Source organism: Campylobacter sp. JH32 (genome assembly GCF_017846535.1).
GTDB lineage: Bacteria > Campylobacterota > Campylobacteria > Campylobacterales > Campylobacteraceae > Campylobacter_D > Campylobacter_D coli.
In genome coordinates, this window is record NZ_JAEQBS010000004.1 from 101,117 (window position 1) to 127,138 (window position 26,022).

Annotated in this window: 32 protein-coding genes; 16 read left to right on the forward strand and 16 right to left on the reverse strand. The window is 31.9% G+C overall.

Features of this window, described 5'->3' with window-relative positions; genetic code table 11:
* Positions 1-33: 33 nt before the first annotated feature.
* The 11 genes from dxs to KAR67_RS04245 form a co-directional block, all read right to left on the reverse strand.
* Positions 34-1,911: a 1-deoxy-D-xylulose-5-phosphate synthase gene (dxs, locus tag KAR67_RS04195; protein ID WP_052777547.1), complete on the reverse strand. Its 1,878-nt coding sequence runs from the start codon at positions 1,909-1,911 to the stop codon at positions 34-36.
* Positions 1,904-2,734, reverse strand: a complete 831-nt coding sequence (fliH, locus tag KAR67_RS04200) for a flagellar assembly protein FliH (RefSeq protein WP_002778181.1) — start codon at positions 2,732-2,734, stop codon at positions 1,904-1,906. Before fliH ends, dxs begins: the two co-directional genes overlap by 8 nt.
* Before the next feature lie 7 nt (positions 2,735-2,741).
* On the reverse strand, positions 2,742-3,770 hold the full coding sequence (gene fliG / locus KAR67_RS04205) for a flagellar motor switch protein FliG (protein ID WP_002778179.1): 1,029 nt from the start codon (positions 3,768-3,770) through the stop codon (positions 2,742-2,744).
* Positions 3,770-5,452, reverse strand: coding sequence for a flagellar basal-body MS-ring/collar protein FliF (gene fliF / locus KAR67_RS04210; protein WP_002778177.1), 1,683 nt, complete (start codon positions 5,450-5,452; stop codon positions 3,770-3,772). Before fliF ends, fliG begins: the two co-directional genes overlap by 1 nt.
* An 83-nt stretch (positions 5,453-5,535) precedes the next feature.
* On the reverse strand, positions 5,536-6,630 hold the full coding sequence (gene hisC / locus KAR67_RS04215; RefSeq protein WP_002794043.1) for a histidinol-phosphate transaminase: 1,095 nt from the start codon (positions 6,628-6,630) through the stop codon (positions 5,536-5,538).
* A complete protein-coding gene (pheA, locus tag KAR67_RS04220; protein WP_002810738.1) occupies positions 6,617-7,693 on the reverse strand; it encodes a prephenate dehydratase in 1,077 nt (358 codons plus the stop codon). The genes hisC and pheA overlap by 14 nt, the downstream gene beginning before the upstream one ends.
* Positions 7,681-8,448 (reverse strand): HAD-IIA family hydrolase, encoded by a 768-nt coding sequence (locus KAR67_RS04225; protein WP_131235559.1) that lies wholly within the window; start codon positions 8,446-8,448, stop codon positions 7,681-7,683. The genes pheA and KAR67_RS04225 overlap by 13 nt, the downstream gene beginning before the upstream one ends.
* 1 nt (position 8,449) lies before the next feature.
* Positions 8,450-9,658, reverse strand: coding sequence for a diaminopimelate decarboxylase (gene lysA / locus KAR67_RS04230; RefSeq protein ID WP_131235560.1), 1,209 nt, complete (start codon positions 9,656-9,658; stop codon positions 8,450-8,452).
* 41 nt (positions 9,659-9,699) lie between these two features.
* Positions 9,700-10,758, reverse strand: a complete 1,059-nt coding sequence (locus tag KAR67_RS04235; protein ID WP_002778162.1) for an LptF/LptG family permease — start codon at positions 10,756-10,758, stop codon at positions 9,700-9,702.
* 1 nt (position 10,759) lies between these two features.
* Complete coding sequence (gene pth / locus KAR67_RS04240; RefSeq protein ID WP_002778160.1) at positions 10,760-11,302, reverse strand: aminoacyl-tRNA hydrolase; 543 nt, start codon at positions 11,300-11,302, stop codon at positions 10,760-10,762.
* Entirely contained in the window at positions 11,299-11,835 is a 537-nt protein-coding gene (locus KAR67_RS04245) for a 50S ribosomal protein L25/general stress protein Ctc (protein WP_002778158.1), read from the reverse strand. Before KAR67_RS04245 ends, pth begins: the two co-directional genes overlap by 4 nt.
* A 117-nt stretch (positions 11,836-11,952) precedes the next feature.
* Here KAR67_RS04245 and KAR67_RS04250 point away from each other — a divergent pair, with 117 nt between their 5' ends.
* From KAR67_RS04250 to bioD, 3 genes are read left to right on the forward strand one after another with little or no spacing between them, the layout of a single operon-like run.
* On the forward strand, positions 11,953-12,294 hold the full coding sequence (locus tag KAR67_RS04250) for a multidrug efflux SMR transporter (RefSeq protein ID WP_060787475.1): 342 nt from the start codon (positions 11,953-11,955) through the stop codon (positions 12,292-12,294).
* A 2-nt stretch (positions 12,295-12,296) separates the two neighbouring features.
* Entirely contained in the window at positions 12,297-12,611 is a 315-nt protein-coding gene (locus KAR67_RS04255; protein WP_002857436.1) for a multidrug efflux SMR transporter, read from the forward strand.
* 9 nt (positions 12,612-12,620) lie between these two features.
* A complete protein-coding gene (gene bioD, locus KAR67_RS04260; RefSeq protein WP_052804227.1) occupies positions 12,621-13,226 on the forward strand; it encodes an ATP-dependent dethiobiotin synthetase BioD in 606 nt (201 codons plus the stop codon).
* Here the strand turns inward: bioD and KAR67_RS04265 are convergent.
* Positions 13,213-14,496 (reverse strand): adenosylmethionine--8-amino-7-oxononanoate transaminase, encoded by a 1,284-nt coding sequence (locus KAR67_RS04265; RefSeq protein WP_002876220.1) that lies wholly within the window; start codon positions 14,494-14,496, stop codon positions 13,213-13,215. The two genes, bioD and KAR67_RS04265, sit on opposite strands and share 14 nt — an antisense overlap.
* A gap of 66 nt (positions 14,497-14,562) precedes the next feature.
* Here KAR67_RS04265 and KAR67_RS04270 point away from each other — a divergent pair, with 66 nt between their 5' ends.
* The 7 genes from KAR67_RS04270 to KAR67_RS04300 are packed head-to-tail and all read left to right on the forward strand — an operon-like array spanning position 14,563 to position 19,752.
* Entirely contained in the window at positions 14,563-15,705 is a 1,143-nt protein-coding gene (locus KAR67_RS04270; RefSeq protein ID WP_002908752.1) for a pyridoxal phosphate-dependent aminotransferase family protein, read from the forward strand.
* Entirely contained in the window at positions 15,702-16,313 is a 612-nt protein-coding gene (locus KAR67_RS04275) for a pimeloyl-ACP methyl esterase BioG family protein (RefSeq protein ID WP_170876380.1), read from the forward strand. Before KAR67_RS04270 ends, KAR67_RS04275 begins: the two co-directional genes overlap by 4 nt.
* Positions 16,310-16,996 carry a malonyl-ACP O-methyltransferase BioC gene (gene bioC / locus KAR67_RS04280; RefSeq protein ID WP_002854349.1) on the forward strand — a complete coding sequence of 229 codons (687 nt, stop codon included), beginning with the start codon at positions 16,310-16,312 and terminating at the stop codon, positions 16,994-16,996. The genes KAR67_RS04275 and bioC overlap by 4 nt, the downstream gene beginning before the upstream one ends.
* A gap of 53 nt (positions 16,997-17,049) precedes the next feature.
* Positions 17,050-17,799 (forward strand): molybdate ABC transporter substrate-binding protein, encoded by a 750-nt coding sequence (modA, locus tag KAR67_RS04285; RefSeq protein ID WP_002854529.1) that lies wholly within the window; start codon positions 17,050-17,052, stop codon positions 17,797-17,799.
* Complete coding sequence (locus KAR67_RS04290; protein ID WP_139890751.1) at positions 17,796-18,197, forward strand: TOBE domain-containing protein; 402 nt, start codon at positions 17,796-17,798, stop codon at positions 18,195-18,197. Before modA ends, KAR67_RS04290 begins: the two co-directional genes overlap by 4 nt.
* Positions 18,190-18,858 carry a molybdate ABC transporter permease subunit gene (gene modB, locus KAR67_RS04295; RefSeq protein ID WP_057037935.1) on the forward strand — a complete coding sequence of 223 codons (669 nt, stop codon included), beginning with the start codon at positions 18,190-18,192 and terminating at the stop codon, positions 18,856-18,858. The genes KAR67_RS04290 and modB overlap by 8 nt, the downstream gene beginning before the upstream one ends.
* Positions 18,859-18,867: 9 nt before the next feature.
* Positions 18,868-19,752, forward strand: coding sequence for a sulfate/molybdate ABC transporter ATP-binding protein (locus KAR67_RS04300; RefSeq protein WP_170876381.1), 885 nt, complete (start codon positions 18,868-18,870; stop codon positions 19,750-19,752).
* Between the two features lie 84 nt (positions 19,753-19,836).
* On the opposite strand, the gene KAR67_RS04305 is transcribed toward KAR67_RS04300, so the two are convergent.
* Positions 19,837-20,610 (reverse strand): OXA-61 family class D beta-lactamase OXA-193, encoded by a 774-nt coding sequence (locus KAR67_RS04305; protein ID WP_002783228.1) that lies wholly within the window; start codon positions 20,608-20,610, stop codon positions 19,837-19,839.
* 219 nt (positions 20,611-20,829) lie between these two features.
* Here KAR67_RS04305 and panB point away from each other — a divergent pair, with 219 nt between their 5' ends.
* Genes panB through panD form a run of 3 tightly spaced genes read left to right on the forward strand, consistent with a single transcriptional unit; the run spans position 20,830 to position 22,890 of the window.
* Positions 20,830-21,654 (forward strand): 3-methyl-2-oxobutanoate hydroxymethyltransferase, encoded by an 825-nt coding sequence (panB, locus tag KAR67_RS04310; protein ID WP_002783229.1) that lies wholly within the window; start codon positions 20,830-20,832, stop codon positions 21,652-21,654.
* Between the two features lie 10 nt (positions 21,655-21,664).
* Complete coding sequence (gene panC, locus KAR67_RS04315; RefSeq protein WP_002778123.1) at positions 21,665-22,513, forward strand: pantoate--beta-alanine ligase; 849 nt, start codon at positions 21,665-21,667, stop codon at positions 22,511-22,513.
* Positions 22,510-22,890, forward strand: a complete 381-nt coding sequence (gene panD / locus KAR67_RS04320; RefSeq protein WP_002778106.1) for an aspartate 1-decarboxylase — start codon at positions 22,510-22,512, stop codon at positions 22,888-22,890. Before panC ends, panD begins: the two co-directional genes overlap by 4 nt.
* 158 nt (positions 22,891-23,048) lie before the next feature.
* On the opposite strand, the gene KAR67_RS04325 is transcribed toward panD, so the two are convergent.
* From KAR67_RS04325 to surE, 3 genes are read right to left on the reverse strand one after another with little or no spacing between them, the layout of a single operon-like run.
* Positions 23,049-23,459, reverse strand: coding sequence for a GNAT family N-acetyltransferase (locus tag KAR67_RS04325; protein WP_002788009.1), 411 nt, complete (start codon positions 23,457-23,459; stop codon positions 23,049-23,051).
* On the reverse strand, positions 23,443-24,102 hold the full coding sequence (locus KAR67_RS04330; protein WP_072212055.1) for a ThiF family adenylyltransferase: 660 nt from the start codon (positions 24,100-24,102) through the stop codon (positions 23,443-23,445). Before KAR67_RS04330 ends, KAR67_RS04325 begins: the two co-directional genes overlap by 17 nt.
* On the reverse strand, positions 24,092-24,868 hold the full coding sequence (gene surE / locus KAR67_RS04335; RefSeq protein ID WP_002788012.1) for a 5'/3'-nucleotidase SurE: 777 nt from the start codon (positions 24,866-24,868) through the stop codon (positions 24,092-24,094). The genes KAR67_RS04330 and surE overlap by 11 nt, the downstream gene beginning before the upstream one ends.
* Positions 24,869-25,030: 162 nt before the next feature.
* Here surE and KAR67_RS04340 point away from each other — a divergent pair, with 162 nt between their 5' ends.
* The 3 genes from KAR67_RS04340 to KAR67_RS04350 all read left to right on the forward strand — a co-directional run bounded on the left by KAR67_RS04340 (position 25,031) and on the right by KAR67_RS04350 (position 25,838).
* Positions 25,031-25,327 (forward strand): MFS transporter, encoded by a 297-nt coding sequence (locus KAR67_RS04340; RefSeq protein WP_170876382.1) that lies wholly within the window; start codon positions 25,031-25,033, stop codon positions 25,325-25,327.
* Entirely contained in the window at positions 25,318-25,521 is a 204-nt protein-coding gene (locus KAR67_RS04345; protein WP_002788016.1) for a hypothetical protein, read from the forward strand. Before KAR67_RS04340 ends, KAR67_RS04345 begins: the two co-directional genes overlap by 10 nt.
* A 149-nt stretch (positions 25,522-25,670) precedes the next feature.
* A complete protein-coding gene (locus KAR67_RS04350) occupies positions 25,671-25,838 on the forward strand; it encodes a phosphoglycerate transporter (RefSeq protein ID WP_100219628.1) in 168 nt (55 codons plus the stop codon).
* Positions 25,839-26,022: the final 184 nt, after the last annotated feature.

Below are 26,022 nucleotides of genomic sequence, written 5' to 3' on the forward strand. Positions count from 1 at the left end.
TTTTAAACATTTTTTTGTTGTTTTGGTTCAAATTTAAAGGATGTTATCGACCCAATTTATTTTTACCCTTTGCACCAAACCATCAATGTCAAGTTTTAAAGCTTTTTCCACTTCATTGGTTTTGCCGTGCTCAATAAAACTATCTTCATATTCAAAAGAAACAATTTTAATTTTTAAATCATTCTCCTGTACAAAGCTCTCTAATAAACTCGCTACGCCACCTATTCTTGCATTTTCGCTAAAAACAAACCAAATTTGACTCTGTTTTGCTAACTCTTTTAAAAGTAGTTTATCTAAGGGTTTAGCAAAAATCAAATCAATCAAATTAGCATTTTGCCCCTCATCTTGCAATTTTCTTAAAACCTTCCAAGCCTTACCCACCCCTTGTCCATAACCTAAAAAAGCGATATTGCTTTGATTTTTTACAAGCCATTGCGCCTTTCCAAGTTCTATCTTGGTAGGGTTAAATTCCTCATCTAAAATAAAAGATCCTCTAGGATAACGAAAAGCCAAACATCCCTCATGGGTATAAGCATACTCCATAATATTTTTCATCATAAGCTCATCTCTTGGAGCTATAAGGGTTAAATTAGGCAAGGGAGCTAAAAAACTTACATCAAAAGCTCCTTGGTGGGTTTCTCCATCTTCTCCTACTATACCTGCCCTATCCATAGCAAAAACCACATTTAAATTCATAATCGCACAATCATGGATAACTTGATCGTAAGCGCGTTGTAAAAAAGTGCTGTATATAGCAATAAAAGGTTTAAATCCTTCTTTAGCCATAGCCGCCATAGAAGTAACAGCGTGCTGCTCAGCAATACCCACATCCCAAAAACGATTTGGATATTTTTCTATAAGCTTATCAAGACCTGTTCCACTTGGCATAGCCGCCGTAACTCCAACAATATTTTCATATTTTGAGACTAAATCAAGCAAATTCTTAGAAAAAATTTCAGTAGCAGATTTTTTAGTATCACTTTTTTTAACACTCTCTCCACTATCTACATCAAAAGCACTGACCCCATGCCATTTAGCATTTTTTCCTTCGGCTAAACTATAACCTTTTCCTTTTAAAGTTTGCGCATGAACAATACAAGGTTTTTGCATAGCCTTTGCTTGTTTTAATGCAGAAATAACCTCACTTAAATTATGTCCATCAATAGGTCCTATATATTCAAGACCCAATTCTTCAAATAAGAGTCCTGGGGTTATTAATTTAAAGCTTTCTTCAAAACGCTTAGCCATATAAGTAGCAGAATCAGGTAATGCATCTAACATTTTAGCCACGCGTTTTTTGAAATTTTGATAAAACTGCGTTGCCATGGCTTGAGAGAGGTATTTTGAAATTGCACCTATGGGTTTTGAAATACTCATTTCATTATCATTTAAGATAACTACACAAGGAAATTTAGAATCTCCTAATTCATTCAAGGCCTCATAAGCCATACCTGCACTTAGAGCTCCATCGCCTATCAAAGCTACAGGAGTGCGTTTTTCGCCTTTTAGTGCTATGGCCTTACAGGCTCCTACAGCTAAAGAAATAGAAGTACTTGAGTGTCCTGCTACAAAATAATCCCCATCATTAGGCTTGGTATACCCACTAAGCCCACCAAATTGACGCAAAGACTCAAAAACATTTTCTTTTCCACTTAAAAGCTTATGTGTGTAAGATTGATGGGATACATCAAATATAAGAGGATCTATCCCATTATCAAATACCGTGTGCATAGCTATAGTAAGCTCAACTGCTCCCAAATTGGAGCTTAAATGCCCTCCATTTTTACTTACTACATCAATAATTTTTTTTCTAATGCGAGCCGCTAAATCTTCAAGCTGGGTTAAATTTAGCTTTTCTAACTCTTCTTTAGTATAAGCAAATTGATAATCTTTTTTAATTATTTCATTCATTATTAACCATTTTTTTGATTTTAATAAGACGCGCATTCAAATTGGATTCTATATTGCCACTATCGCTTAAAATGATAACACTACCCTTGCTAATAGCATCATCAAGAGTGATTTTAATATGAGAATTCTCACTAAAATGCTCTTTTAGATAATTATAATCTATAGAATTTACTTTTATTTCAATAGAACCTGCTCCTTTAAGCTCATTGATGAGATCTTTAGCTAAAGCATAAGCAATTTTGCTTGAGTTATTTTCAAGCTCTTTTAAAATAACCTCTTTGGCAATATCTATAGCTGTATCAGCAAGTTCTTTTTCATTTTTTTCAATAAAAGCATTAAGATTTACACAAGCTTCTTCTAACTTTGAAACACTTTTTAAATACTTATCGCGCAAGTCATTTAATTCTTTTTCAAATTCAGCTCTAGCCTGTTCATAACCCTCTTTAGAAAATTTTTCCTTAGCGCTTTCAAGCTCTGAATTTAAGCGGTTATTAAACTCATTTTCTTGACTTTCAATTTGCATTTGAAGCTTAATGATATTGCTTGACATTTCATCTGTTTTTTTAAGCAAATCCTCAACAAAACTAGGTTGAAATGCAGGAGTTTGCACCTCTTGTACTACTTGAGAGGGTGCGGGGGTTTGACTTTCTTCGACAGGACTTTCATCTTTTGAAGATGTAGTTATATTTTCTTCATTTGAAATCTGTGAATGCTGCTTCTCTTCTGCATGGTTATCAAATTCTGAAATTACCTTAAAACGATATCCTTCAACAACATGTTGATCAGAAGTTCCTCCTGAAATAACATTACTACGATTAACCATCACTCACCTACTCTATCATTTCATCAGCATCGCCTGTTTGTACAAGTCCTTGCTCTGCAAGTTTTTGCACCACTTCAACCACTTTTCTTTGGGCATCTTCAACATCTTTAACACGCACCGCACCTAAAAAGCCCATTTCTTCAAGGAAGGCTTCACTTGCACGCGTAGACATATTGGCTAAGAATTTTTGCTTTAATTCTTCGCTTGCACCCTTTAAACCTATCATTAAATCGCGCTTATCTGCAACTTTTAAAATTTCTCTTATAGCTTGAGTGCTAAGTTTTTGTATATCATCAAAAGTAAACATCAATTCTTTAATCGTTTCAGCCAAACGTTCATCGCTTTGTTCGATGTAAGTAATGGTAGATTTGCTTGCTTTTTGTCCTAAGCGATTAAGTACTTCTGCAACTGCTCTTGGGCCTCCCACTTCAACCTTATAAGAAGTAAGACTTTCGAGTTTGCTTTCAAGTACTGCAGACACTCTTTTAATGATACTTGGAGAAATATCACCTAGATTTGCCATTCTTATAACAACCTCAGCTCTTAACTCATCACTAAAATACTCTAAGGTTTCAGCTGCATGAATTGAATCCATATGAGCTAAAATAAGTGCAATGGTTTGCGGGTGTTCCTTAGTGATGAAGTCAGCAAGTTGTTGAGGTTTAATCTGAGCCAAATAAGCAAAGTTTTGGTTATTCTCCATACTTTTGGTAAGTTTTTCAAGAATTTTATTGGCAATTTCTGGACCAAAAGTACGGAAAAGTATTTCTTTAGCGTATTCCAAACCACCGCTTTTAATGTATTGATTAGATTGAAGCAGGGTATAAAATTCTTCCAAAACCGCAGTAGCTACAGCGCGGTCAACATTTTTTGCCGTAGCAATATAGCGTGAAATTTCGGTAATAACATCAATTTCCATATGTGAAAAAACTGAAGTCGTTGCATCCTCGCCAAGTTGTATGAGAAATATCGCTACCTTTTCAGGCATCGATAAATCATCATAAAGCATTTTTTGTTCTTCGCTAAGTTTTATCATCACATATCCTTTTCGCCGAATTCGGTATCATTTTGGATTAAGTTTTGCAAAAGTGCTGCAATTTCTTCGCTTTTATCACTTACTAAGCCTCTTAATTTTTCAAGTAAAACTTCATATTGGATAGAATCCTCATTGAAATTCTCCCCAAAACCAAGCTGCTCTTCAACCTTTTTCCTAGCTGCATTAAATTTCTCTAACGCATCCTCAGCATCATCTAAAACAGCATTTGGACCTTGCTGCACTTCCTCTTGTGCTGCAACATCTTCAAGCATTTTTTGCGTAAATGGAGCAATAACTTTTTTGTAAAAAATAAAAAGCAAAATAGCCGCAATAATATATTTAACCGGTGGGATAAATGGCTCGATAAAACGGCCATAGAAAGTTTTAACCTTGCTTTCTACTCTAATAGACTCACGATGGAAAGGTAAATTCTGCACGACTACACTATCCCCTCTATTAGCACTATAATTAATAGTATTTTTAACTATGCTTTCTACACTTGCAAGCTCTTCTTTACTTAAAGGAACATATTCACTTTTTACATCTCCATTTTCATCCACAACATCTTGATATTTTCCATCTATTGTTACTGCTGCTGAAGTACGCACAACGGTTGCAAATTGTTTTTTGGTATTTGTGATAGTTTTTGAAAGCTCATTGTTTGTAGTAACTTGATTTTTCTTATAGGTATCAATTTGTCCTTTATTATCAAGTCCTTCTACTGGACCTATATTTGAAACCGCACCTGGCACACCTTGAATTTCAGGCTCTTTTCTGCCTGTTCTTTCTTCATTAAGAGTTTGCTCACTTCGAACTATAGGGTTTGGATCATAAATTTCACTTTGGGATTCTTGCTTAGAAAAGTCAAAATCTATATTGACACTTACCCTTACTTTATCTGTGCCTCCTGCATAAGGAGCTAGGGTTTCTATGATTTTATCTTCTAAAGCTCTTTCTTGATCGCTTTTATATTTAATTTGAGCACGAACCAAATCATCTTCATAAGCTTCTTGCTCATCTAAAGGCACACCACTTTGATCACTAATTCTTACATTTTCTTTGGTTAATTTCGGAATAGCAGCTGAAACTATATTTTTAATCCCATCGATTTGTTTTCTAGTAAGTTTTAATCCCTCGCGCACATTTACAACGACTGAAGCTGTAGGAGGAATTTGTCTTTCGGTAAAAACACTGTCTTTTGGAAAGGCTATATGCACTACCGCACTGCGTATAGGCTCTAGGGTTTCAATCGTTCTTGCAAGCTCTCCTTCTATAGCTCTTTGATACTTTACTCTTTGTTCTTCATTTGTAGCTCCAAAACTTTGCGTATCAAAAGCTTCAAAACCCACGCGACTATCTTTTATCAATCCTTCGCTAGCGATAAACATTCTTTGACGATATACCTGATCTTGTGGAACTAAAATTTTACTTTCGCTTTCTAGTATATAAGGTACATTATTTTGTTCAAGTTTAGCTACAATAGCTGCAGAAGAACTTGGATCAACATTATCAACTAAAACAGCATAGCCATTATTAGCACCACTGCCACTTCCACGAAATAGTGCCAAAAATACCAAAAATCCAACAACCACAACGATAGAAGCTGCGATAACTATACGTTGCTTTCGAGTCAAATTTTGATAAAGCTGTCCAATTTGGTGAAGCATATTTTTAAAATCCATTAATTCTCATCCCTTAGTTTGGTGAATCTTACCCATTTTATTCTAAATACCATAAAAATTATCCTTGATTTGAAAAATCAAGACTATTTTAAAATTCCTTCAAATTCTGTAAAAAATCTTTCATTTTCATAAGGCGTTCCTATGGTAATTCTCATAGCATTTAAACCATAACTTTTTAAATTTCTTACTATTATACCCTTTTTAAGCAATTTTTCAGACAAATCTGTGCTATTTTTTTCCTCAAAAAAATAAGTGATAAAATTTGTATAGCTTTCGATAAATTTAATATGATGCTTTTTGGCAAATTCCTTATAAAGCTCCATTTGAGAAAAATTATTTTCCAAAGTTTTTTTAGCAAATTCTTCATCATGTAAAGCCGCAACCGCTGCTTTTAATGCTAAATTGCTTACATTAAAAGGGGCACGAAGTTTATAAAATGCACTAATAATTTCTGCATTTGCTATACCATAACCTATACGCAACCCACCCAATCCATAAAGTTTAGAAAAAGTTCCTAAATAAAGCACATTTTTAAATTCTTGCACAAGATCACAAGGCTTTAGATACTTATTTTGATCCTTAAAACTTGCAAATTCATTATAAGCTGCATCAATTATTACTAAACAATTCTCATCAATACCGCGTATAAACTCAAACACCTCGTTTGTATCTAAGCACTCGCCCAAAGGATTGTTAGGCAAACATAAGAATATGATCTCAATCTCATCCTTATGTGCTTCATAAAGTGTTTTAAATTCAGATAAATCATGAGTGATACTTTGAGTTTTATAGCATTTTGCACCGCATTGCTTAGCATAAATTTCATACATAGCAAAGCTTACCCCTGCTTGCAAAAAAGCATTTTGAGGGTTAAGTTTAGAATGTATAGCAAATTCAATAACCTGATCGCTGCCCGCACCAATGATGATATTTTCATTTTTTACACTGTATTTTTGTGCTAACTCACCTTTTAGCTCTACCATACTATCATCTGGATAAAGATTTGCTTTAAAAGCATTTTCTTGCAAAACTTTAACCGCTTTAGGTGGAGCACCAAAAGGGTTTTCATTGCTTGCTAATTTTATCACTTCTTTTACGCCATATTCTCTAGCGATAACTTCAATATCCTTGCCCGGCTCATAATTGCTTAAATGATTTAAAAAGTCATTGAATTTCATTCTTTTCTCCTGATAAATAAGATCCAAGCCAAACTACCTCATCTGCGTTTTTCAAAGCGCGTTGAACATTTTCATCATCAATATGCCCTTCAAAATCTATATAAAAACTATGTAAAAATTCTTTTGATTTTACGGGACGAGATTCGAGTTTGGTAAGATTGATATTTTCTTTTTTAAATTGCTCCAGTAAAGAACTAAGACCGCCAGGCTTATGTGCAGTGTGAGCTAAAATAGAAGTTTTGCAATTTGGCATTTTTGGATTTTTAATATCACTTAAAATCAAAAATCTTGTACGATTTGCCGCATTATCTTCTATCTTATCAAAAAGTACAGGCACATTGTAAAGCTTTGCAGCTATTTTAGAACAAATTGCAGCCGAGTACTTATCTTGAGAGGCTAAATAAGCAGCATTTGCTGTGGATTTTGAAGGCACAAATTCTATATTGCTTAATTCGTGGCTTTCTAAAAATTTGCGACATTGATTATAACCTTGTGGGTGGGAATAAATGCGTTTTATCTCTTTTAAATTTTCATTAATTCCTACAAAAGAATGATGAATATCCATATAAATTTCACCAAAAATTTTAAGCTCATTATACTTACCTAAGCAATCTAAAGTTACACCTACAGCGCCTTCTGTATTATTTTCTATAGGAACAACGCCGTATTTTGCTTCTTTATTGCTAAGCTCTTTAAAAACATCTTCGATATTAGCCAAGGCTATATAACGACTCATCGCACCAAAACGACTTCTTGCTGCTTGATGTGTATAAGTTCCTTCAGGCCCTAAATAAGCAACAATTTGAGGCATTTCTAAATTCCTTGAAACAGCAAAAATTTCTTGATAAATTGCCTCTATGGCATTTTGATCCAAAAGTCCTAAATTTGCATTTTTTAAGCGATTGATAATCGCTCTTTCACGTTCAGGACGATAAATCGCTCCACCACTTGTTTGCTTGATCTCTCCTATACTTTTAACATAAGTCATTCTTTCATTTAAAAGTTCTAAAATTTTATCATCAACCGCATCGATTTTATTTCTAAATTCTTCTAAATTTGGCATTTTAGCTCCTTTAAAAACTCAAAAACACTAGGATAAACTCCATCAAGCAAATCCGTATCAAGCTCTTTTGTGTCGCTTATCTTTCCGCTTAAAACCAGCAAGGTTTTCATGCCAAGTTCTTTTGCCTTAAGCAAGTCTCCTCTAAAATCATCACTAATGATTTTAATATCTTCAAAATCGATTTTTGAATTTTGTTTTCTTATCAAATTTAAAGCTTCTTTATAAAAAGCAATGCTAGGCTTACCCACAACCTCGTATTCAAAATCAATAGCATTTTTAAGCATAGCCATAATGCTACCTACACCAGGATAAGGCCTACCATCTTTTTTATAAATGCTAGTTTCGTGCATAGCTATAAACCTAACTTCTCTTCTAGCAAATTCTATCATACTAGCAAAATCTTTAAATTTAAAATCATCATAACTAGCTACAAGCACAGCACTAGGATTTACAAAATCGAGTTCAAAACCAAGATTTTCAAGACTTTTTACAAACTCATCTGCACCAAAAGCCGCAACTTTACAAGGTTTTAAAAGGTGTTTTAAAACGCTAAAAGGATCAATATAAGCATTTTCTTTTATAGCCAATCCTTTTTGCTGTAATTTTTCTAAAAAATCAAGTTTTTTTGTATTGTTAGTAATGATAAGATAAGGAAGATTTTTTGCATTTAAAAAATCGATCAATTCTTTAGCGCCATGGATTAAAGATTTATCATGATCAGAAATTAAAGTCCCTTGAACATCTAAAAAAAACATTTTAAGCCTTTAAAAATTTCTCTTCTAAAGCGATTTGATTTTCAAAATTTTCTCTTTGACGGATCAATCTTACCTGTCCTTCTTCAAGGGCTAATTCGCAAACTTTATTACGAGTATTGTAGTTACTACTCATACTAAAACCATAAGCTCCAGTATTTTTAATAACCATTATATCACCACTTTGAGTGCTAGGCAAAGACCTTGCCTTGGCAAAAAAATCTCCACTTTCACAAATTCCACCCACAACATCGCAAGGACTTTCTTCTCCTTGATTATAAGGCAGTAAAATTTCATGATAAGCTTCATACAAACTTGGGCGAATTAAATCATTCATAGCCCCATCTACTATAACAAAACGCTTTGTTTTATTGTGTTTTTCATAAAGCACAGAGCATACAAATTCTCCACTATTGGCAACCAAAAATCTTCCTGGCTCCATTCCTATAGTTACATCCAGTCCGTGTAGTTGAGCAAGTATTCCTTGTGCATAATCATAAAGATCAGGCTCTACATCTTCTTTTTCATACCTTACTCCAAGTCCACCGCCTATATCAAAAAATTTAAGATCGATTTGCAAGGCTTTTAACTCTCTTACAAGTTTTGCGACAATGGCTGCTGCTTCATGAATAGGAGAAATATCTAAAAGTTGCGAACCTATATGAAAATGCACTCCAATAGGCTCTAAATGGGGTGAATTTTTAGCATAAAGATACATTTTTCTTGCAAGGTCAATTTCTACGCCGAATTTATTTTCATTTAAACCTGTAGAAATATAAGGATGAGTTTTAGCATTTACATTTGGATTGACACGGATACTTATCCTTGCCTTTAAATTTAACTCTTTAGCTACACTTTCTAAAAGCATCATTTCAGCTTCGCTTTCAAGATTGATATATAAAATATCGTATTCTAAAGCAAGTCTTAATTCTTCTTGAGTTTTTCCTACGCCACTAAAAATTATCTTATAAGATTTTGCACCTGCTTTTAAAGCGCGTTTAACCTCTCCTATGCTTACACAATCAAACCCGCTGTCAAGCTTTACAAGCATTTGTAAAAGACTTAAATTTGAGTTTGCTTTTACCGCATAAAAAATTTGAGATTTTCTAGCTTTAAAAGCATTTTTAAGCTTTAAAAAACGCTCTTTAATAAAATCAAAATCATAAATATAAAAAGGGGTTTGAAATTCATCTTTGAGTTTTTTATAATCCATTTTTCACCTTTATTTTTAATTTTACTATATTAAAGCTTAATTTATCGGTGCTTGTAAAACATAAAACCACCTAAAAAAATTAACAAAACAATAGGCATAACAATGCCTAATTCACTTAAAATCACACCATTTTCGCTCAATCTTGATAGCAAAAATAACATACCCCAAGTAAGCAAAGTGACTACAAAAGCTACAAAAGCTACAAAAGCTAAATTAAAAAATCTTGCAATAACTGGGAAAAAATAATACATAATAAGCATTAAAAAGGGTGCAAAAAACGGCATAAATACAAGCTTATAAAGACTAATTTTAAGCGATTCTATGCTGATATTTTGTGTTTTAAAAAGCTCCAAACTTTCAAGTATATCTAAGATAGAATAATCACTATCACTAGCTACCCCTTCGATGATCTTAGGCTTAAAACCTTCAAGAGTATTAAGCTCTTTAAATTCGCTGATATTTAACCCCTTATTGCCAAGCTCATATTCTTTAGGAAGTAAGGTTAAATTTCCTTCTTTTAAAATCCAATTTTTCTTTTCAAAAATACCGCTCTTAGCTTCGATAAAAGAACTTAAATTTAAATCCTTAATATTAAAAATTTTAATATTTTGTGCGGTACTTTGTCCATTATTAACCTTAGAAATATAAATAAATTCGTTATTAAATTTTAAAAAAACTTCACCGCTTTGTTTTAGCATAGTGCCATTTTTTAGAATATTTCTTTTATAATCATTTGCATAAGCAAAAGGAGTAAAATTTAACCCCACATACACAAAACAAAAAAATAAAGCCCACAAAAAAGGAAATATTATGACCAAATTTTTACTAAGCCCTAAAGCATAAAGGCTTACAAATTCATTAGCCCTTATCATAGAAACCAAAGAAAGCACCAAAGCAAAGATTAAAGAAACAGGCAAGACATAAGTAACAGCAGAAAAAGCCAAAAAAATCACATAAAGCAAGCTAAGATTTGCTGCATCGGGTAAATCATTGAAATTTAAAAGCAAATCAATACCACAATAAAAACCCAGTAAAGACAGAAAGATAATAAAAAAATTCTTAAGATAAATTCCTGAAATAAAACGAAAAAATATCCACATCTTAAGCCTTTAAGCTATACTTTGAAGATATGGCTGATAAATCATCATTGCGGATAAGCTCAAGTAAAGCTTTTTTAGAATGCTCTAAAACCTTACTTAAAATTAACTCTTCTTCGGCTCTAAATTTACCTAAAACATGAGAAATAACATTCTCACCCTTGCCCACTCCTATACGCACTCTTTCATAATCACTTCCGCATAGATTATCTATGCTTTTAAGTCCATTATGTCCTCCGCTAGAACCGCCTCTTTTAAAACGCAAAGCGCCTAAATTGATATCGATATCATCATGAACGACTATGATTCTTTCACATTTGTAAAAATCATTTACCGCTTTTACGCTTAATCCAGAATTATTCATATAAGTATGAGGTTTAAGAAGTAAAGAAGAGCCCATTTTGAAAAGCTCTCCTTTGAATTTTGAGTTTGTGAGATTTGTGAAATTGCCTTCTTTTAAAAGCAAGTCAATAAGCATAAAGCCGACATTATGGCGAGTATCTTCATACTCTTTGCCTATATTGCCAAGCCCTACGACTAAGATCATCTAGCTTTTTCTACGCCCACTACCGCTACTCTATCAGCATCTATCATAGTTACTCCCGCAGGAACTACAATATCACGAACAAGTAAAGCATCACCCACATCAAGCTTACTTACATCAAGTTCGAAGAAATTTGGTAAATTTTCAGCTGCACATTTTACTTTTAATCTTCTTTTTGATTGGATTAAAACACCTTTATTTTTAAGACCTATAGCTGTTCCTGTGATTTTAACTGGAACCATGTATTTAGAAATCACACCTTTTTGTGCAACTTTTAAATCCACATGTTTAAGTTCTGCAGTCACAGGATCTTTTTGATAATCCACTACAACAACATTTAAAGTTTGCGAACCTACTTTTACATCAAAAGCTAAAGTTGTTTTTTTGCGAACTTCTTTGATAAAATCATTTACTTTGAAAGCAGCATTGATGTTTTCTAATCCTTTTCCATAGATGTTTGCGATTAGATAACCATCTCTTTTTAAAGCTTTAGCCGCTTTTCTACCGATACTCTCTCTAACGATACCTTCTAACATCTTTTTCCTTTCTTAAAAAATAAGCTTATAATTGTATCTAATCTTGGCTTAGGTAAAAGTAAATTTATGGTAGTTTTTTATTTACTTTGTTTTGGTTATAATTGCCGCGCAAAAAATATTAAGGAGCGCATAATGAATACCAATATCGCGTGGTTTATGGTTATTTTTGGTGGGCTTATAGAATGCTTTTGGGTAAGTGGACTTAAATATTCTACAGAAATTTGGCAGTATATTTTAACAGCCATTGGGGTTTGTATTTCTTTTACTTGCTTTTTAAAAGCTTGTGAAAGACTTGAAGTAAGTATTACTTATAGTGTTTTTGTAGGCATTGGCACTATTGGGGTGGTTTTAAACGAAATGTTTATTTTTAACGAAGCTGTTTCTATAATTAAACTTGTGCTTATAGCAATTTTACTTTTAAGTATTATAGCCCTTAAATGGGTAAGCAAGGAAGCTTAGTTATGGAATGGTTTTATTTGTTTTTAGCTACTGCCTGTGAAATTTTTGGCGTGGTGATCATGAAAGAACTTGTAAGCACTAAAAACAAGCTTTACCTTTTAGCTTTGATAGTGTGTTTTGGATTTTCTTTTACTTTTTTAAGCTTAAGTATGCAAAATATCGCTATGAGCGTTGCTTATGCTATATGGACAGGAGCTGGAACCGCTGGTGGGGTAATGATAGGAGTGCTTTTTTATAAAGAAAGTAAAAGTTTTTTAAAACTTTTTTTAATCACTGTGATTATTGCTTGTACAGTAGGTTTAAAATTTCTTTCTTAAGGATTTTTTGTGCAAATTTATGTGAGTGGAATACATACTGATGTAGGAAAAACACATTTTAGTGCAGCTTTTTGTGCGAATTTTAACTATGATTATTTTAAACTCATTCAAGCAGGAACTCCAACAGATAGCGAGTTTATTGCAAAATTTAGCCCAAAAACAAAGATTTTTAAAGAAGGTATTTTTTTGCAAACTCCAGCTTCTCCTCATCTTGGAAAAATCAAAGAAAAGCTTGATTATAAAGCCTTAGATATCATTTTACCAAAAAGCAAAAACCTACTTATTGAGCTTGCGGGTGGGCTTTTTTCTCCTATGGATGAAAATTACACTATGATTGATTTTGTGAATATTTTCAAACACCCTACGATTTTGGTAGCAAAACACTATCTTGGAAGCATTAATCATATCTTGCTTAGCATTGAAGCTTTAAAGCAAAGAAATATCAATCTTTTAGCCCTTGTAATGATGGGTAAAAAAGATATCTTACAAGATGATTTTATAAAAAATTATGCAAAAATTCCTATAATCAATCTTGATTTTTTTGATGAAAATAGCATTTTAAATAAAGATTTTAAAGAGCAAATGCAAGAAATTTTACAACTTAAAATTCCTTAAAAATCTGCTCTAAACTCTCTAGTATATAAACGATTTGTTCTTTTGTGATGATGTAAGGAGGCATAAAATAAATCGTATTTGCTAAAGGTCTTAAAAGCAAACCTTTTTCTAAGGCTTTTTGAAATACAAAAAGTCCTACGCGTTTATACTTGGTGCTTAAAATATCAAAAGCACTGATCATCCCGCAAGTTCTAAAATTACCCAAAAAGTCAAATTTTTCAAGTCTTGAAAATTCTTTTTTGATAAACTCGCTTAAAATTTGATTTTTTACTAAAATATTTTCATCCTCAAAGATATCTAAAACCGCATTTGCTGCCGCGCAAGCTAAGGTATTTCCCGTATAGCTATGAGAATGTAAAAAAGCCTTTTGGCTTTCATAAGTATCATAAAAAGCATTATAAATTTCATCTCTTGTAAGCACTACAGAAAGTGGCATAAATCCACCCGTTATCCCTTTTGAAAGACAGATAAAATCGGGGCTTTGTTTGCATTGATGTAAGGCAAACAAAGTTCCTGTGCGTCCAAAGCCCACTGCAATTTCATCAAAAATCACTTGCACTCCAAATTGATGGCAAAGCTTTATGGCCTCATCAATGAACCCTGCTTCATACATATGCATATTTCCCGCACATTGCACCAAAGGTTCAAGTATAAAAGCGCAAATTTCACTTGCATTTTTTTCTAAAATATCTTTTAAAATTTCAAGCTCTTGAGTGTAATCTTTACTTTGTGGCACAGGCGTGCTTAAACACTCTAAAAGTAAAGGCTTATAAGTATCTTTATAAAGTGCTACATCTCCTACACTTAAGGCTCCTAAGGTTTCACCATGATAAGAATTACTTAAAGATAAAAATTTACTTTTTTTCACTCCCTTATTTAAATGATAATGAAAGCTCATCTTAAGTGCGACTTCAATAGCGCTTGAACCATTATCTGCGTAAAAACATTTGTTAAAATTCCTGCCTACTTTTTCGCAAAGTCTTGCAGAAAGCTTGATGATGGGCTCATGTGTAAAACCTGCTAAAATCACATGCTCTAGCTCATCAACTTGTTTTTTAATGGCATTTGCGATTTTTTCATTACAATGCCCAAAAAGATTTACCCACCACGAGCTCACACAGTCCATATAAGCCTTATCATCAAAATCATAAAGCCACACTCCTTTAGCTCTTTTTATAGGAATGAGTGGCAAATTTTCATGATCTTTCATTTGCGTACAAGGGTGCCAAATATGCTCTAAATCGAGATTTTTTAAGATTTGATTTTGCATTATAACTTCTTTTTTAAATATATTTTGGCAAAATAATACTTTAAATTTCTGAATTTTAGGAAAAAAATGAGCCTTGAAAATATCTTAGAAGCCCTTGAAAAAAATCACAATCTTAGAAAACTTACAAGCCTCAAACATGAAGGAAATTTTGTTTTTAAAGAGGGTAAAAAGCTTTTAAATTTAGCGGGGAATGATTATTTAAATTTAAGCTCTTGCAAATCTTTAAAAGATGAATTTTTAGATAATGTCAAAGAACAAGACTTATTTTTTTCAAGCTCAAGTTCAAGGAGCTTGAGTGGAAATTTTACAATTTATGAGGAATTAGAAAGCTTTTTAAAATCCAAATTTAAAGAAAAAGAAATCTTACATTTTAACAGCGGTTATCATCTTAATATCTCTTGTATAGCTGCACTTGTGAGCATTCCAAATACACTTTTTTTAGCAGATAAATTCATCCATGCAAGTATGATTGATGGACTAAAACTTGGCGGAGCAAAATTTTTTCGCTTTCATCATAACGATATGAATCATTTAGAAAATTTAATTCAAAAACATTATGATCATTATGAAAATATCATCATTTTAAGCGAAGCATTATTTAGCATGGATGGTGATTTTTCTGATTTTAATACACTCATCGCCTTTAAAGAAAAATACCCTAAAATCAAACTTTATATCGATGAAGCGCACAGCGTGGGTTGCTTTGATGAGGAGGGCTTGGGACTTGTTAAAGCTTTAAATTTGGAAGAAAAGGTTGATTTTATAGTTTTTACCTTTGGCAAGGCTCTTGCTTCTATGGGTGCTTGCATAATTTGTAATAATCTTTATAAAAGCTTTTTTATCAACAAAGCTAGAGCTTTTATTTATTCTACAGCGCTGCCTCCTATCAATATAGCTTGGACAAAATTTATTTTTGAAAAAATGAGCGAGCTAAAAGAAAAAAGAGAAAAATTACAAATCATAGGCAACTTTTTTAAAAATCAACTCATAGAAAAAAATCATCAAATTTTAGGCGATGCTTACATCATCTCCTTGGTTTTGGGAGAAAATCAAAAGACTATAGAATTAGCAAAAAAACTTGAAACAAATGGCATTTTTGCACCCGCTATAAAAGAACCTACGGTGCCTAAAAATACAGCTAGAATTCGTTTTTCTTTGCATGCAGGACTTAGTAAAGAAGATTTAAAGAAAGTGATAGAACTTTTATGAAAATAAGCAATTTAATTCAAAATGAAAACTCACAAGAACTTATCTTGGTATTTGGCGGTTTTGCTTCACATCCTAGCCATTTTGCACATTTAAAAAGCGATAAAAATGTAGTTTTGGTTTATGATTATGAAAATTTAGACTTTAAATTTGATTTAAACTCTTTTTCTAAAATCACTCTCATAGCTTTTTCTATGGGAGTTTGCGTAGCAAGTAGAGTTTTAAAAGATATAGAGTTTTCGCAAAAAATAGCTATCAATGGCACTCCTTTTGGCATAGATAAATTAAAAGGAATTCATCCTGCAATTTTTGCTAAGCAAATTAAAAAATTTGATCTCACGGCTTTTAAAAAATCTTTATTTAAAGAGCGCAAAAATGAAGCAAAAAACTTTATTTTTAAAGATGAAAAAGATTTAAAAACCGAGCTTGAAAAACTTTTCGAATTTGCCTCAAAAGAGTGTAATGAAAACTTTATTTGGGACAAAATTTACTCAAGCAATAATGATGAAATTTTTCCTCAAAATGCTTTAAAAAACACTTTTTCAAAGCTTATTTTCCTAAATGAGCCACATTTTGCTTTTTTTCATTTTAAAACTTGGGATGAAATTTGAATTTTTTAAAAGCAAAAGATTATCAAAAACACGCAAAAGTGCAAGATTTAATGGGTTTAAAACTTTGTGAAATTTTAAAAAATTTAGAAATTTCGCATTTTAAAAAAGTGTTTGAATTTGGTTGTGGTAGGGGCGAATTTAGCGACAAACTTTCAAAAATTATCACTTTTGATGAATATCTAAAAAATGATATTTTGGATTATCCTGACAATCTTAATGTAGAAATTTTTGATATGAATACCCTAGCTACACAGATTTTAAGCAAGCAAAAATTTGATCTTATCACTTCTAATGCGAGTTTGCAATGGCTTGATTTAAAGCAGGTTTTGCCCACACTAGCAAATATGTTAAATGAAAAAGGAATTTTACTTCTTTCTACTTTTGGAAAAATGAATTTAAAAGAGATCAAACAAAGCACAGGCTTGGGTTTAAAATATTTTAGCACAAAAGAACTTGAACAAATTTTTAAACCCTATTTTTCTGATATTAAAATCACTGAAGAAATTGTAAATTTGGAATTTCAAAACGCTTTAGAGGTTTTTAAGCATTTGAAATTAAGCGGGGTAAATTCTTTGGGATTTTATCGCTTAAACAAGCAATTCTTAAAAGAATTTGAAGAAAAATTCCAAAATAAACTCACTTATCATCCTATTTTTATTTTATGCAAAAAAGATACAAAATAAAATTTCTTATGTTATAATACAAAAAATCAAGATTATCTACAAAGGAAAGTGCAGTGAAAAAGCTTGTGTTAATTTTTATAGTGTTGTTTTTATCTTTAAATTTAAATGCACAAAATTTAAGTGTTTTCGTAGCTTCTTCAGCTTCAAAAGCTATGGAAGAAGTCAAAAATGAATTTTTAAAATCACACCCTAATGACAATATAGATCTTGTTTTTGGTGCTTCGGGAAAGTATTATCAACTTTTGAAACAAGGGAGAGAATTTGATCTATTTTTTTCAGCCGATACAAAATACGCGCAAGCAATTTATGAGGATCAAAACGCTTTAGATAAACCAAAAGTTTATGTTTTAGGTATCTTAGCCTTATATAGCTTAGATGAAAGCTTACTTGAAGGTGGGATAGAAAAGCTAAAAGATAAAGCAAATAAAATTCATCACCTAAGCCTTGCAAATCCAAAAGTTGCTCCTTATGGAGTGGCTGCTAAAGAAGTACTTGAAAATTTAAAATTAGACAAACTCTTTGAAGATAAAATTGTTTTAGGTGAAAATATCTCCGTGCCCGTTTTACATGTCGATAGCAATAATGCGGATTTGGGTATTGTGGCTTATTCTTTAGTATCTTCTATCAATCATCCTAAGGGCAAAGCTATTTTAATCGATCAAAAATACTTCACCCCTTTAAAACAAAGCTATGTCATCACAAGATACGCTAAAGATAAAAAATTAGCCTTTGAATTTAGCGATTTTATCAGCTCACAAAAAGCAAAAGAAATCTTTAAAAAATACGGATTTGACACACCTTGAATATCTTAAATGGCAAGATTATAGAGCTTTTAAATGAGGGTGAGATTGTCATCGTTAAGATCAGTATTAAAGAGCATATTTTTAAAGTTTTAATGCTTGATCTTCATTCTTTGCAAGATCTTAAAATAGGTACAAAAATTCAAGTACTTTTTAAAGAACACGAACTTGGCTTTGCCTTGCCTCATTCTATTTTAAGTGTGGAAAATTCATTTCTAGCAAGGATTAAAAGTATTAAAAAGGGCAAAATTCTATATCATATCTTTTTTGATTTTGAGGGTGATGAAATTTCTAGCATTATCACCAAAGAAAAAGCCTTAGAGCTCAAACTTGAAGAAGGACAAGAATGGCTTTGCTTTGTCAAGGAAAATGATATCATTTTAAAGGCTGTTTATGGATAATGATTTTTTACAAACCCTTTATCTTACCTTTAAACTTGCATTTATCACCACCTTTATGCTCTTTTTCATCGGAGTATTTTTAGCCTATCTTTTAAGCTTTGTGAAATTTCCTTTTAAAAGTTTGGTACAAACCTTTGTAGCCTTGCCTTTGGTTTTACCTCCAAGTGTTTTGGGCTTTTATCTACTCATAAGCTTTTCACAAAACAGCTTTTTAGGACAATTTTTAAAAGAATATTTTAACCTTTCTTTGGTTTTTAGCTTTGAAGGTTTAGTATTTGCTTCTTTGATTTTTTCTCTGCCCTTTATGGTAAATCCTTTACAAAGTGCTTTTTCATCAATCAATCAAAACCTACTTGATGCTTCTTATGCTCTAGGAAAGGGTAAAATTTATACACTTTTTAGAGTGATTTTACCCAATTCTAAAGTAGGGATTTTTAGTGCTTGCGCGATGAGTTTTGCACACACCATTGGTGAATTTGGAGTGGTGATGATGATAGGTGGACACAAAAAAGGTGAAACTTTGGTCGCAAGTATTGCTATTTATGATGAGCTTGAAGTTTTAAACTATACTTTAGCACATCAATACGCTTTTACTTTATTTGCGATTTCTTTTACCATACTCTTAAGTCTTTATTTTGTAAATAAAAAAATCGCTCTATAGGCCACTTTTATGATAAAAATCGATATAAAACTTCCCATTAACACAGCAAAAGGCAAGAAGCAACTAGAATTAAACACTTGCCTAAAAGCAAATGAAATCACTGCTATTTTTGGAGAAAGCGGTGCGGGAAAAACGACTCTACTTAAAATCATTGCAGGACTTATAAAACCTGAATTTGGGCGCATAGAAGTAGGAGATGAGCTTTGGCTTGATACCCAAAAAAATATCAATTTAGCCATACAAAAAAGAAAAATCGGCTTTGTTTTTCAAGATTATGCTCTTTTTCCAAATATGAGCGTAAAAGAAAACATTTCTTACGCTGCGACTTCAAAACAAAAAGTAGAAGAGCTTTTAAGCTTAATGAATTTGGAAAATTTAGCCAAAATTTATCCCAAAAATTTAAGTGGCGGACAAGCACAAAGAGTGGCTTTAGCAAGGGCTTTAGCAAGAGAGCCACAAATTTTACTTTTAGATGAGCCTTTGAGTGCATTGGACTTTAAAATGCGATCTTTTTTACAAGATGAGCTTGTGAAAATTTTACAACATTTTAAAATCACGACTTTATTAGTAAGTCACGATTTGGCTGAAATTTACAAATTGAGCCATAGAATTTTAGAGCTTAGTGATGGAAAAATCATCAAAGATGCAAGAACAAATGAATTTTTTACCTCATCAAATTTAAGTGCGAAATTGCGCTTGAGCGCGACTTTGCTTGAGATGAAAAAAAGTGATATTTTAGTTATTTTTACTTTGCTTTTAAATCAAGATATCGTTAAAATCACACTTAGCGAAGAGGAATTTTTAAAATCTTATAAAGATGTAAAAATCGGCGATACGCTTTTGCTATCCATAAAAGCCTTTAACCCTATCATCGTAGGAAAACTTGATAAATAAGAGCAAAAATTTAATTTTTTAATGAGTACTTTAAGTGTACGCAAATCATACAATTAAGTATTTTTGCATTTTACGAAATACTCACTAGCCATCATTTTTAACTTTTTTTACAAGTTCATCTAAATATTTTTCTAAAATTTTTTCTCTTTTATATAAATCTTCAAATTTATCAATATCTAAATTTAGCGCGAAAGCCTTATATTTATTTTCATCTTTTAAATACACAAAACCTACAATCCAAGCAATTTTTTGCTCATCATTAAAACCTGTTTTTCCAAAAAGCTCTAAATTTTCCATATTTTTTAAATAAATCATTTCCTTAACACTATTCATTGCTTCTTGAGAAAAAGGTAAGCTATTTTGTGAAAGTCTAAAAAGCAAAATTGCTTGTTCTTTAGCGCTTATTTTTAGTGAGTTGTCAAGCCAAAAAGTATCGATCTTGGAAATTTTAGCATTACCATAATGAAGCTTGTTTAAATATTCTTGCATAGTTTTGATACCAATTCTTCTTGCCACTTCTTTAAAAGCAAGAACATTAGAATATTTTATAGCTGAACTTAAATTCATATCTTGCGCCCAAGAAGATAAAAATACTTTTTCACCTCTATAGTGATAAAAAATTTCTTTTTTAGTTTTTATCACACCACTATCAAGTGCAATTAGAGCATTAAAAATTTTAAAAGTGGAAGCGGGAGAGAAAGTCTCCATAGCCCTTGAAAAGTCGTTACTCGCCCAAGTTTTTCCATCATAAAAAACAAAAGTGCCGCTTGTATTATACTCTTTAAACCAATTATTTAATATCTTATCTTGCCCAAACACTAAATTTAAGAAAAGTAAAAATAAAGTTATTTTTTTCATAAAATATCTTTCTATTTAAATAATTTTAAACAAAATACTTTTTAAAGCTTTATTTTATTTAAATATCCTTTAAAATGAACTGAAATTTTCTAAAATTGCAACCATTAAAGCAATCCATCGATTAAATATAACTTACTTTATCATTCATTTACTATTTATGAAAAATTATATGCTAGTTTTTTGCTTATTATTTTATAGCTAAAAATTGAGGTATGCAAAATGAGAAAAAGTATGATTAGTTTTTTGGAAAAAAAGGCCAAAAATGAAAAAATAACCATGGTAAGTGCGTATGATTATCATAGTGCAAGAATTTTAGACAATAGCGATATAGATATTATATTGGTTGGAGATTCATTAGCCATGACGGTACTTGGTATGCAAGATACTTTAAGTGTTACTATGGATGAAATGTTGATCTTTACCAAAGCTGTTTCTCGCGGAGCTAAAAAGTCTTTCGTACTTGCGGATATGCCTTTCATGTCTTATCAAAGCTCGGATCGTGACGCTATCTTAAATGCCTCAAGATTTATCAAAGAAAGCCACGCAAATGGGGTAAAAGTGGAAGGGGGTATAGAAATCGCAAGCAAGATTAAATTGATTTCCCAATCAGGAATACCCGTCGTTGCTCACCTAGGTTTAACCCCACAAGCTGTAAATATGCTAGGTGGCTATAGGGTTCAAGGTAAAGATTTACAATCGGCCCAAAAAATTATAGATGATGCAAAAGCTGTGCAAGATGCGGGTGCTTGTATGTTGGTTTTAGAATGTGTGCCTGTAAAACTAGCACAAAAAATAAGCTCTATTTTAGAAATTCCAACAATCGGCATAGGTTCAGGCAAATACTGCGATGGACAAGTTTTAGTTTATCACGATCTTTTGGGTTTAAATAAAGATTTTAAAGCAAAATTTGTAAAGCATTTTGATAAAATTGATCCTCAAGTAGGAGTTGAAAAATATAGAGATGAAGTTAAAAGCGGTATTTTTCCTTCCCAAGAGCACAGCTTTGATTATTTAGATGATGAATTATTAGATAAATTATACTAAGGATACAAATATGCAAGTCATTACTTCTGTCAAAGAAGCAAAACAAATTGTAAAAGATTGGAAATCACATCAACTTAGTATAGGCTATGTTCCAACCATGGGTTTTTTACACGATGGACATTTAAGTTTAGTCAAACATGCCAAAACACAAGATAAGGTTATAGTAAGTATCTTTGTAAATCCTATGCAATTTGGGCCTAATGAAGATTTTTCTAGTTATCCAAGAGATTTAGAACGCGACATTAAAATGTGTCAAGATAATGGCGTTGATATGGTTTTTATCCCCGATGCAACTCAAATGTATCTTAAGAATTTTAGCACCTATGTAGATATGAATACGATCACTGATAAACTTTGTGGGGCTAAAAGACCGGGGCATTTTAGAGGCGTTTGCACGGTTTTAACTAAATTTTTTAATATCCTAAACCCTGATATAGTCTATATGGGGCAAAAAGACGCGCAGCAATGCGTAGTCGTTAGGCATATGGTTGATGATTTAAATTTTGATTTAAAAATTCAAATTTGTCCTATCATTAGAGAAGAAGATGGCTTAGCTAAAAGCTCTAGAAATGTATATCTTAGCAAAGAAGAAAGAAAAGCGTCACTAGCTATATCTCAAAGCATTTTTTTGGCTGAAAAATTAGTCCGAGAGGGAGAAAAAAATACTTCTAAGATCATCCAAGCTATGAAAGATATTTTAGAAAAAGAAAAACTAATCAAAATCGATTATATAGAATTAGTCGATTTTAACACCATGGAAAATATCGAAAATATCACTGATAATGTTTTAGGAGCGGTGGCTGCTTTTGTTGGAAAAACAAGACTCATTGATAATTTTTTAGTACAAGGATTAAAATGAATATCACTTTACTCAAATCAAAAATACATCGCGCAAGCGTAACAGAAGCTAGGCTTGATTATGTAGGAAGTATAAGTATAGATGAAAAATTATTGCAAGCGAGTGGAATTTTAGAATACGAAAAAGTCCAAGTAGTCAATGTCAATAATGGCGCTAGATTTGAAACCTATACCATAGCCACGCAAGAAGAAGGAGTTGTATGCTTAAATGGTGCTGCGGCTCGTCTTGCAGAAGTGGGAGATAAGGTGATCATCATGTCTTATGCTGATTTTAATGAAGAAGAAGTAAAAACATTTAAACCAAAAGTTGTTTTTGTGGATGAAAATAACACTGCTACAAAAATAACAAATTATGAAAAACACGGAGCTATTTTCTAACATCTAGCTATTTTTGTAATTTTTTCTATCTTAGATAAATTCATTTATCTAAGATAAGTAAAAAATGATTTTTATATCTTTTAATCCATTATTTTTGCTTATCTTAACTTCTAGTTTTTATAAACCACATCTTTTTTCATTAAAAATTTTTTTAAATTTTATCCCTCTTTGATAACCTTGTTTTCCCTTATAAGTTCAAAACCATTTTTTAAGAAAAAATCTTTAGCACTTAAGGATGCGAAAGTGTAAATTTCATTATGCAAATAAGTTTTTAAAATAAAATCAAGTAAATTTTGTGCTAAACCTTGTCTAACAAAATCAGGATGAGTAAAAAGCAAATCAAGCAATTTCTGCTCTTGTTTAACACTTATAAAACTTGCGATTTTTCCTCTTTTTTCATAGACAAAGATCTCATCATATTTAAATTTTTCTTCCCATTGTTGTCTATCAATTTTAATCCAAGCACAAATTTGATCTTTTGTATAATCCTTAGCACAAAGTGTTTTTACGCTTTGCTCAAAAAGCGACAAACAAGCATTTAAATCTTTAATATCAGTTTTTCTTAGCAAGAACTTTTCTTAATGCCAAGCTGGCTAGGGCTAAACCAAAAGATGCAGTCACACCCATAAAAGATCCAAGATCTTTACAATGCGCTTCCTCATCTGAAAATACCACATCAAAATTTCCTTTAAAGCCTGATTTTCTAAGTTCATAACGGAATTTTTTCGCTAAAGCATCTCCGTGGGTTTTAAATATACTTGTAGTTTTTATACGCGTAGGATCAAGCTTTCTAGCCCCACCCGTAGAAGAGATAAAAATTTGACGCTTAAAATCGATCAAATTTGCAAGCGCTACTTTTGCAGGAATATCATCAATTGCATCGATGATTAAATCAAATTCACTTAAATCAAAATTCGCTAAAAATTCATTATCTATTTTACTTACTATACCCTTAGCATTGTAAATTCTAGCAAAAACCTTAGCTTTTTCTTCGCCCAAATTTTCACTATGAATTTGGCGGTTTTGATTGGTGATTTCAAATTTATCCGCATCGATTAAAGTAAGATTTTGAAAACCGCTACGATAAAGTGCGTCTACACACATCCCACCTACTCCACCAAGTCCGCATACGAGCACCTTGGTTTGTGAAATTTTATTGAAGTTTTCCTCGCTTACTAGCCATTTTATACGCGTAAATCTATCATTCATCATTTGCCTTTAACCATTTTTTAACTTTTTTCATTTTGTCATAAGCACTTAAATCAAGCATTATAGGAGTTATAGTCACATAACCCTTTTTCAATAAAGCTATATCGCTATCTTTCTCATCTTCAAAATCCAAATTTGCTGCTGCTAGCCAATAATACTCCACTCCGCGTGGATTGATATTTGAATGCGCTTCAAAATTATACACTCGCTTACCTGCTTTACAAATTTTAATGCCTTTTATATTGGATTTTGCTGGAAAATTAATGTTTAAAAATTCTTTTTTTCCTAAAGGAAAGCCTTTATCAAAAATATTTTGAACGATTTTTTTAGTAATTTTTAAAGCATTTTTAAAATCAAGCTCTTTTTCACTTTTTTTGTAAAATTGCGAAAGAGCTATGGCTGGAATTCCTTGTAAAACTGCTTCCATAGCACCCGCACAAGTACCTGAATATGTGATATCTTCACCCACATTTGCACCTTTATTAATCCCACTTATCACAAGATCAGGCAAACGCGTTTTATAAAGCGCATGAAGAGCAAGATAAACACAATCTGCAGGGGTTCCATCATCAAGCTTGTAAAATCTTTTTCCTACTTTGATAAAACGCAAGGGTTTTGTAAGGGTTATAGAATGTGAACAAGCTGATTTTTCAGTAGCAGGCGCAACTATGGTAATTTTTGCTTTAAATTCTTTTTTTAACATTTTAATGAGTTTTTTAAGTCCCTCACTTTCAAAACCATCATCATTGGTAATAAGAATTTCTTTCATTGCTCTTCCTTGCAAAAGATAAAATTTGGATTGTAGCATATTTTTGTAATATAAATTTTGATTTTAAAATATTAATTTTAATACTATTTTTAATTATATTTTTATTTAATATTTATTAATATATTTACATAATAAATTACAAAAAAGGGAGGCGGAGCATGCATGTTTGATTTTTTTAAACCAAAAGTAAAAGCTATAAAATTTCCTAAAGAAGAAATTTTACCCAGATACTACAAGATGAGAGCTTGGAGTTTAAGTGGAGTTTTTATAGGATATATGGGATATTATCTTGTACGAAACAATATCACTCTTTCAACTCCATTTATACAAAATCAACTCGAACTTAGCAAGTCAGATATCGGGACAATCACAGGTTCCATGCTTATAGCCTATGGAATTAGCAAAGGCGCAATGAGCGTACTTAGTGATAAAGCTGATCCTAAAAATACATGGCTTTAGGTCTTATTTTATGTGCTCTTGTAAATGTTTTACTTGGTTTTTCAAATTCTTTTTACGCTTATGTAGGTTTTGTTATCGCGCTTGGGGTTTTTCAAGGTATGGGGGTAGGTCCTTCTTTTATCACTCTTGCAAACTGGTATCCTAAAAAGAGCGGGGAATTTATACAGCTATTTGGAATATCTCGCACAATTTAGGAGGAGGTATAATCGCTCCTATAGTGTCGCTTTCTGGATTTGCTTTAGCAGCATTTTTAGGCGTAAGCTTGGCAGATTTTAATGAAACACATTAGCATATCAATCATTTTTATGTTCCTGCTTTTTGTGCTGTGCTTATTAGCCTTTATGTGCTTTATGCAGTCAAAGGAAGTCCTAAAAATGAAGGTTTGGTTGATATTACTGAAATCAATGAAATGCGAGGGATTAAAACAGAAGAAATCAAAGCTATAGAAACTCCAAATTTAAGCAGTTTTGAAATTTTTTATCATTATGTACTTAAAAACAAAAATGCTTAGTATGTGGCTTGGATGGATACTTTTGTTTATATGGTGCGTTTTAGGCTTATTTCTTGGCTTCCTATTTACTTGCTAGAAACAAAAGGCTTTAATAAAGAACAAATGGGTATTGCCTTTTGGCTTTTTGAATAGGCTGCTATACCTTCTACTTTACTTGCAGGATATATTTCAGATAAAATTTTTA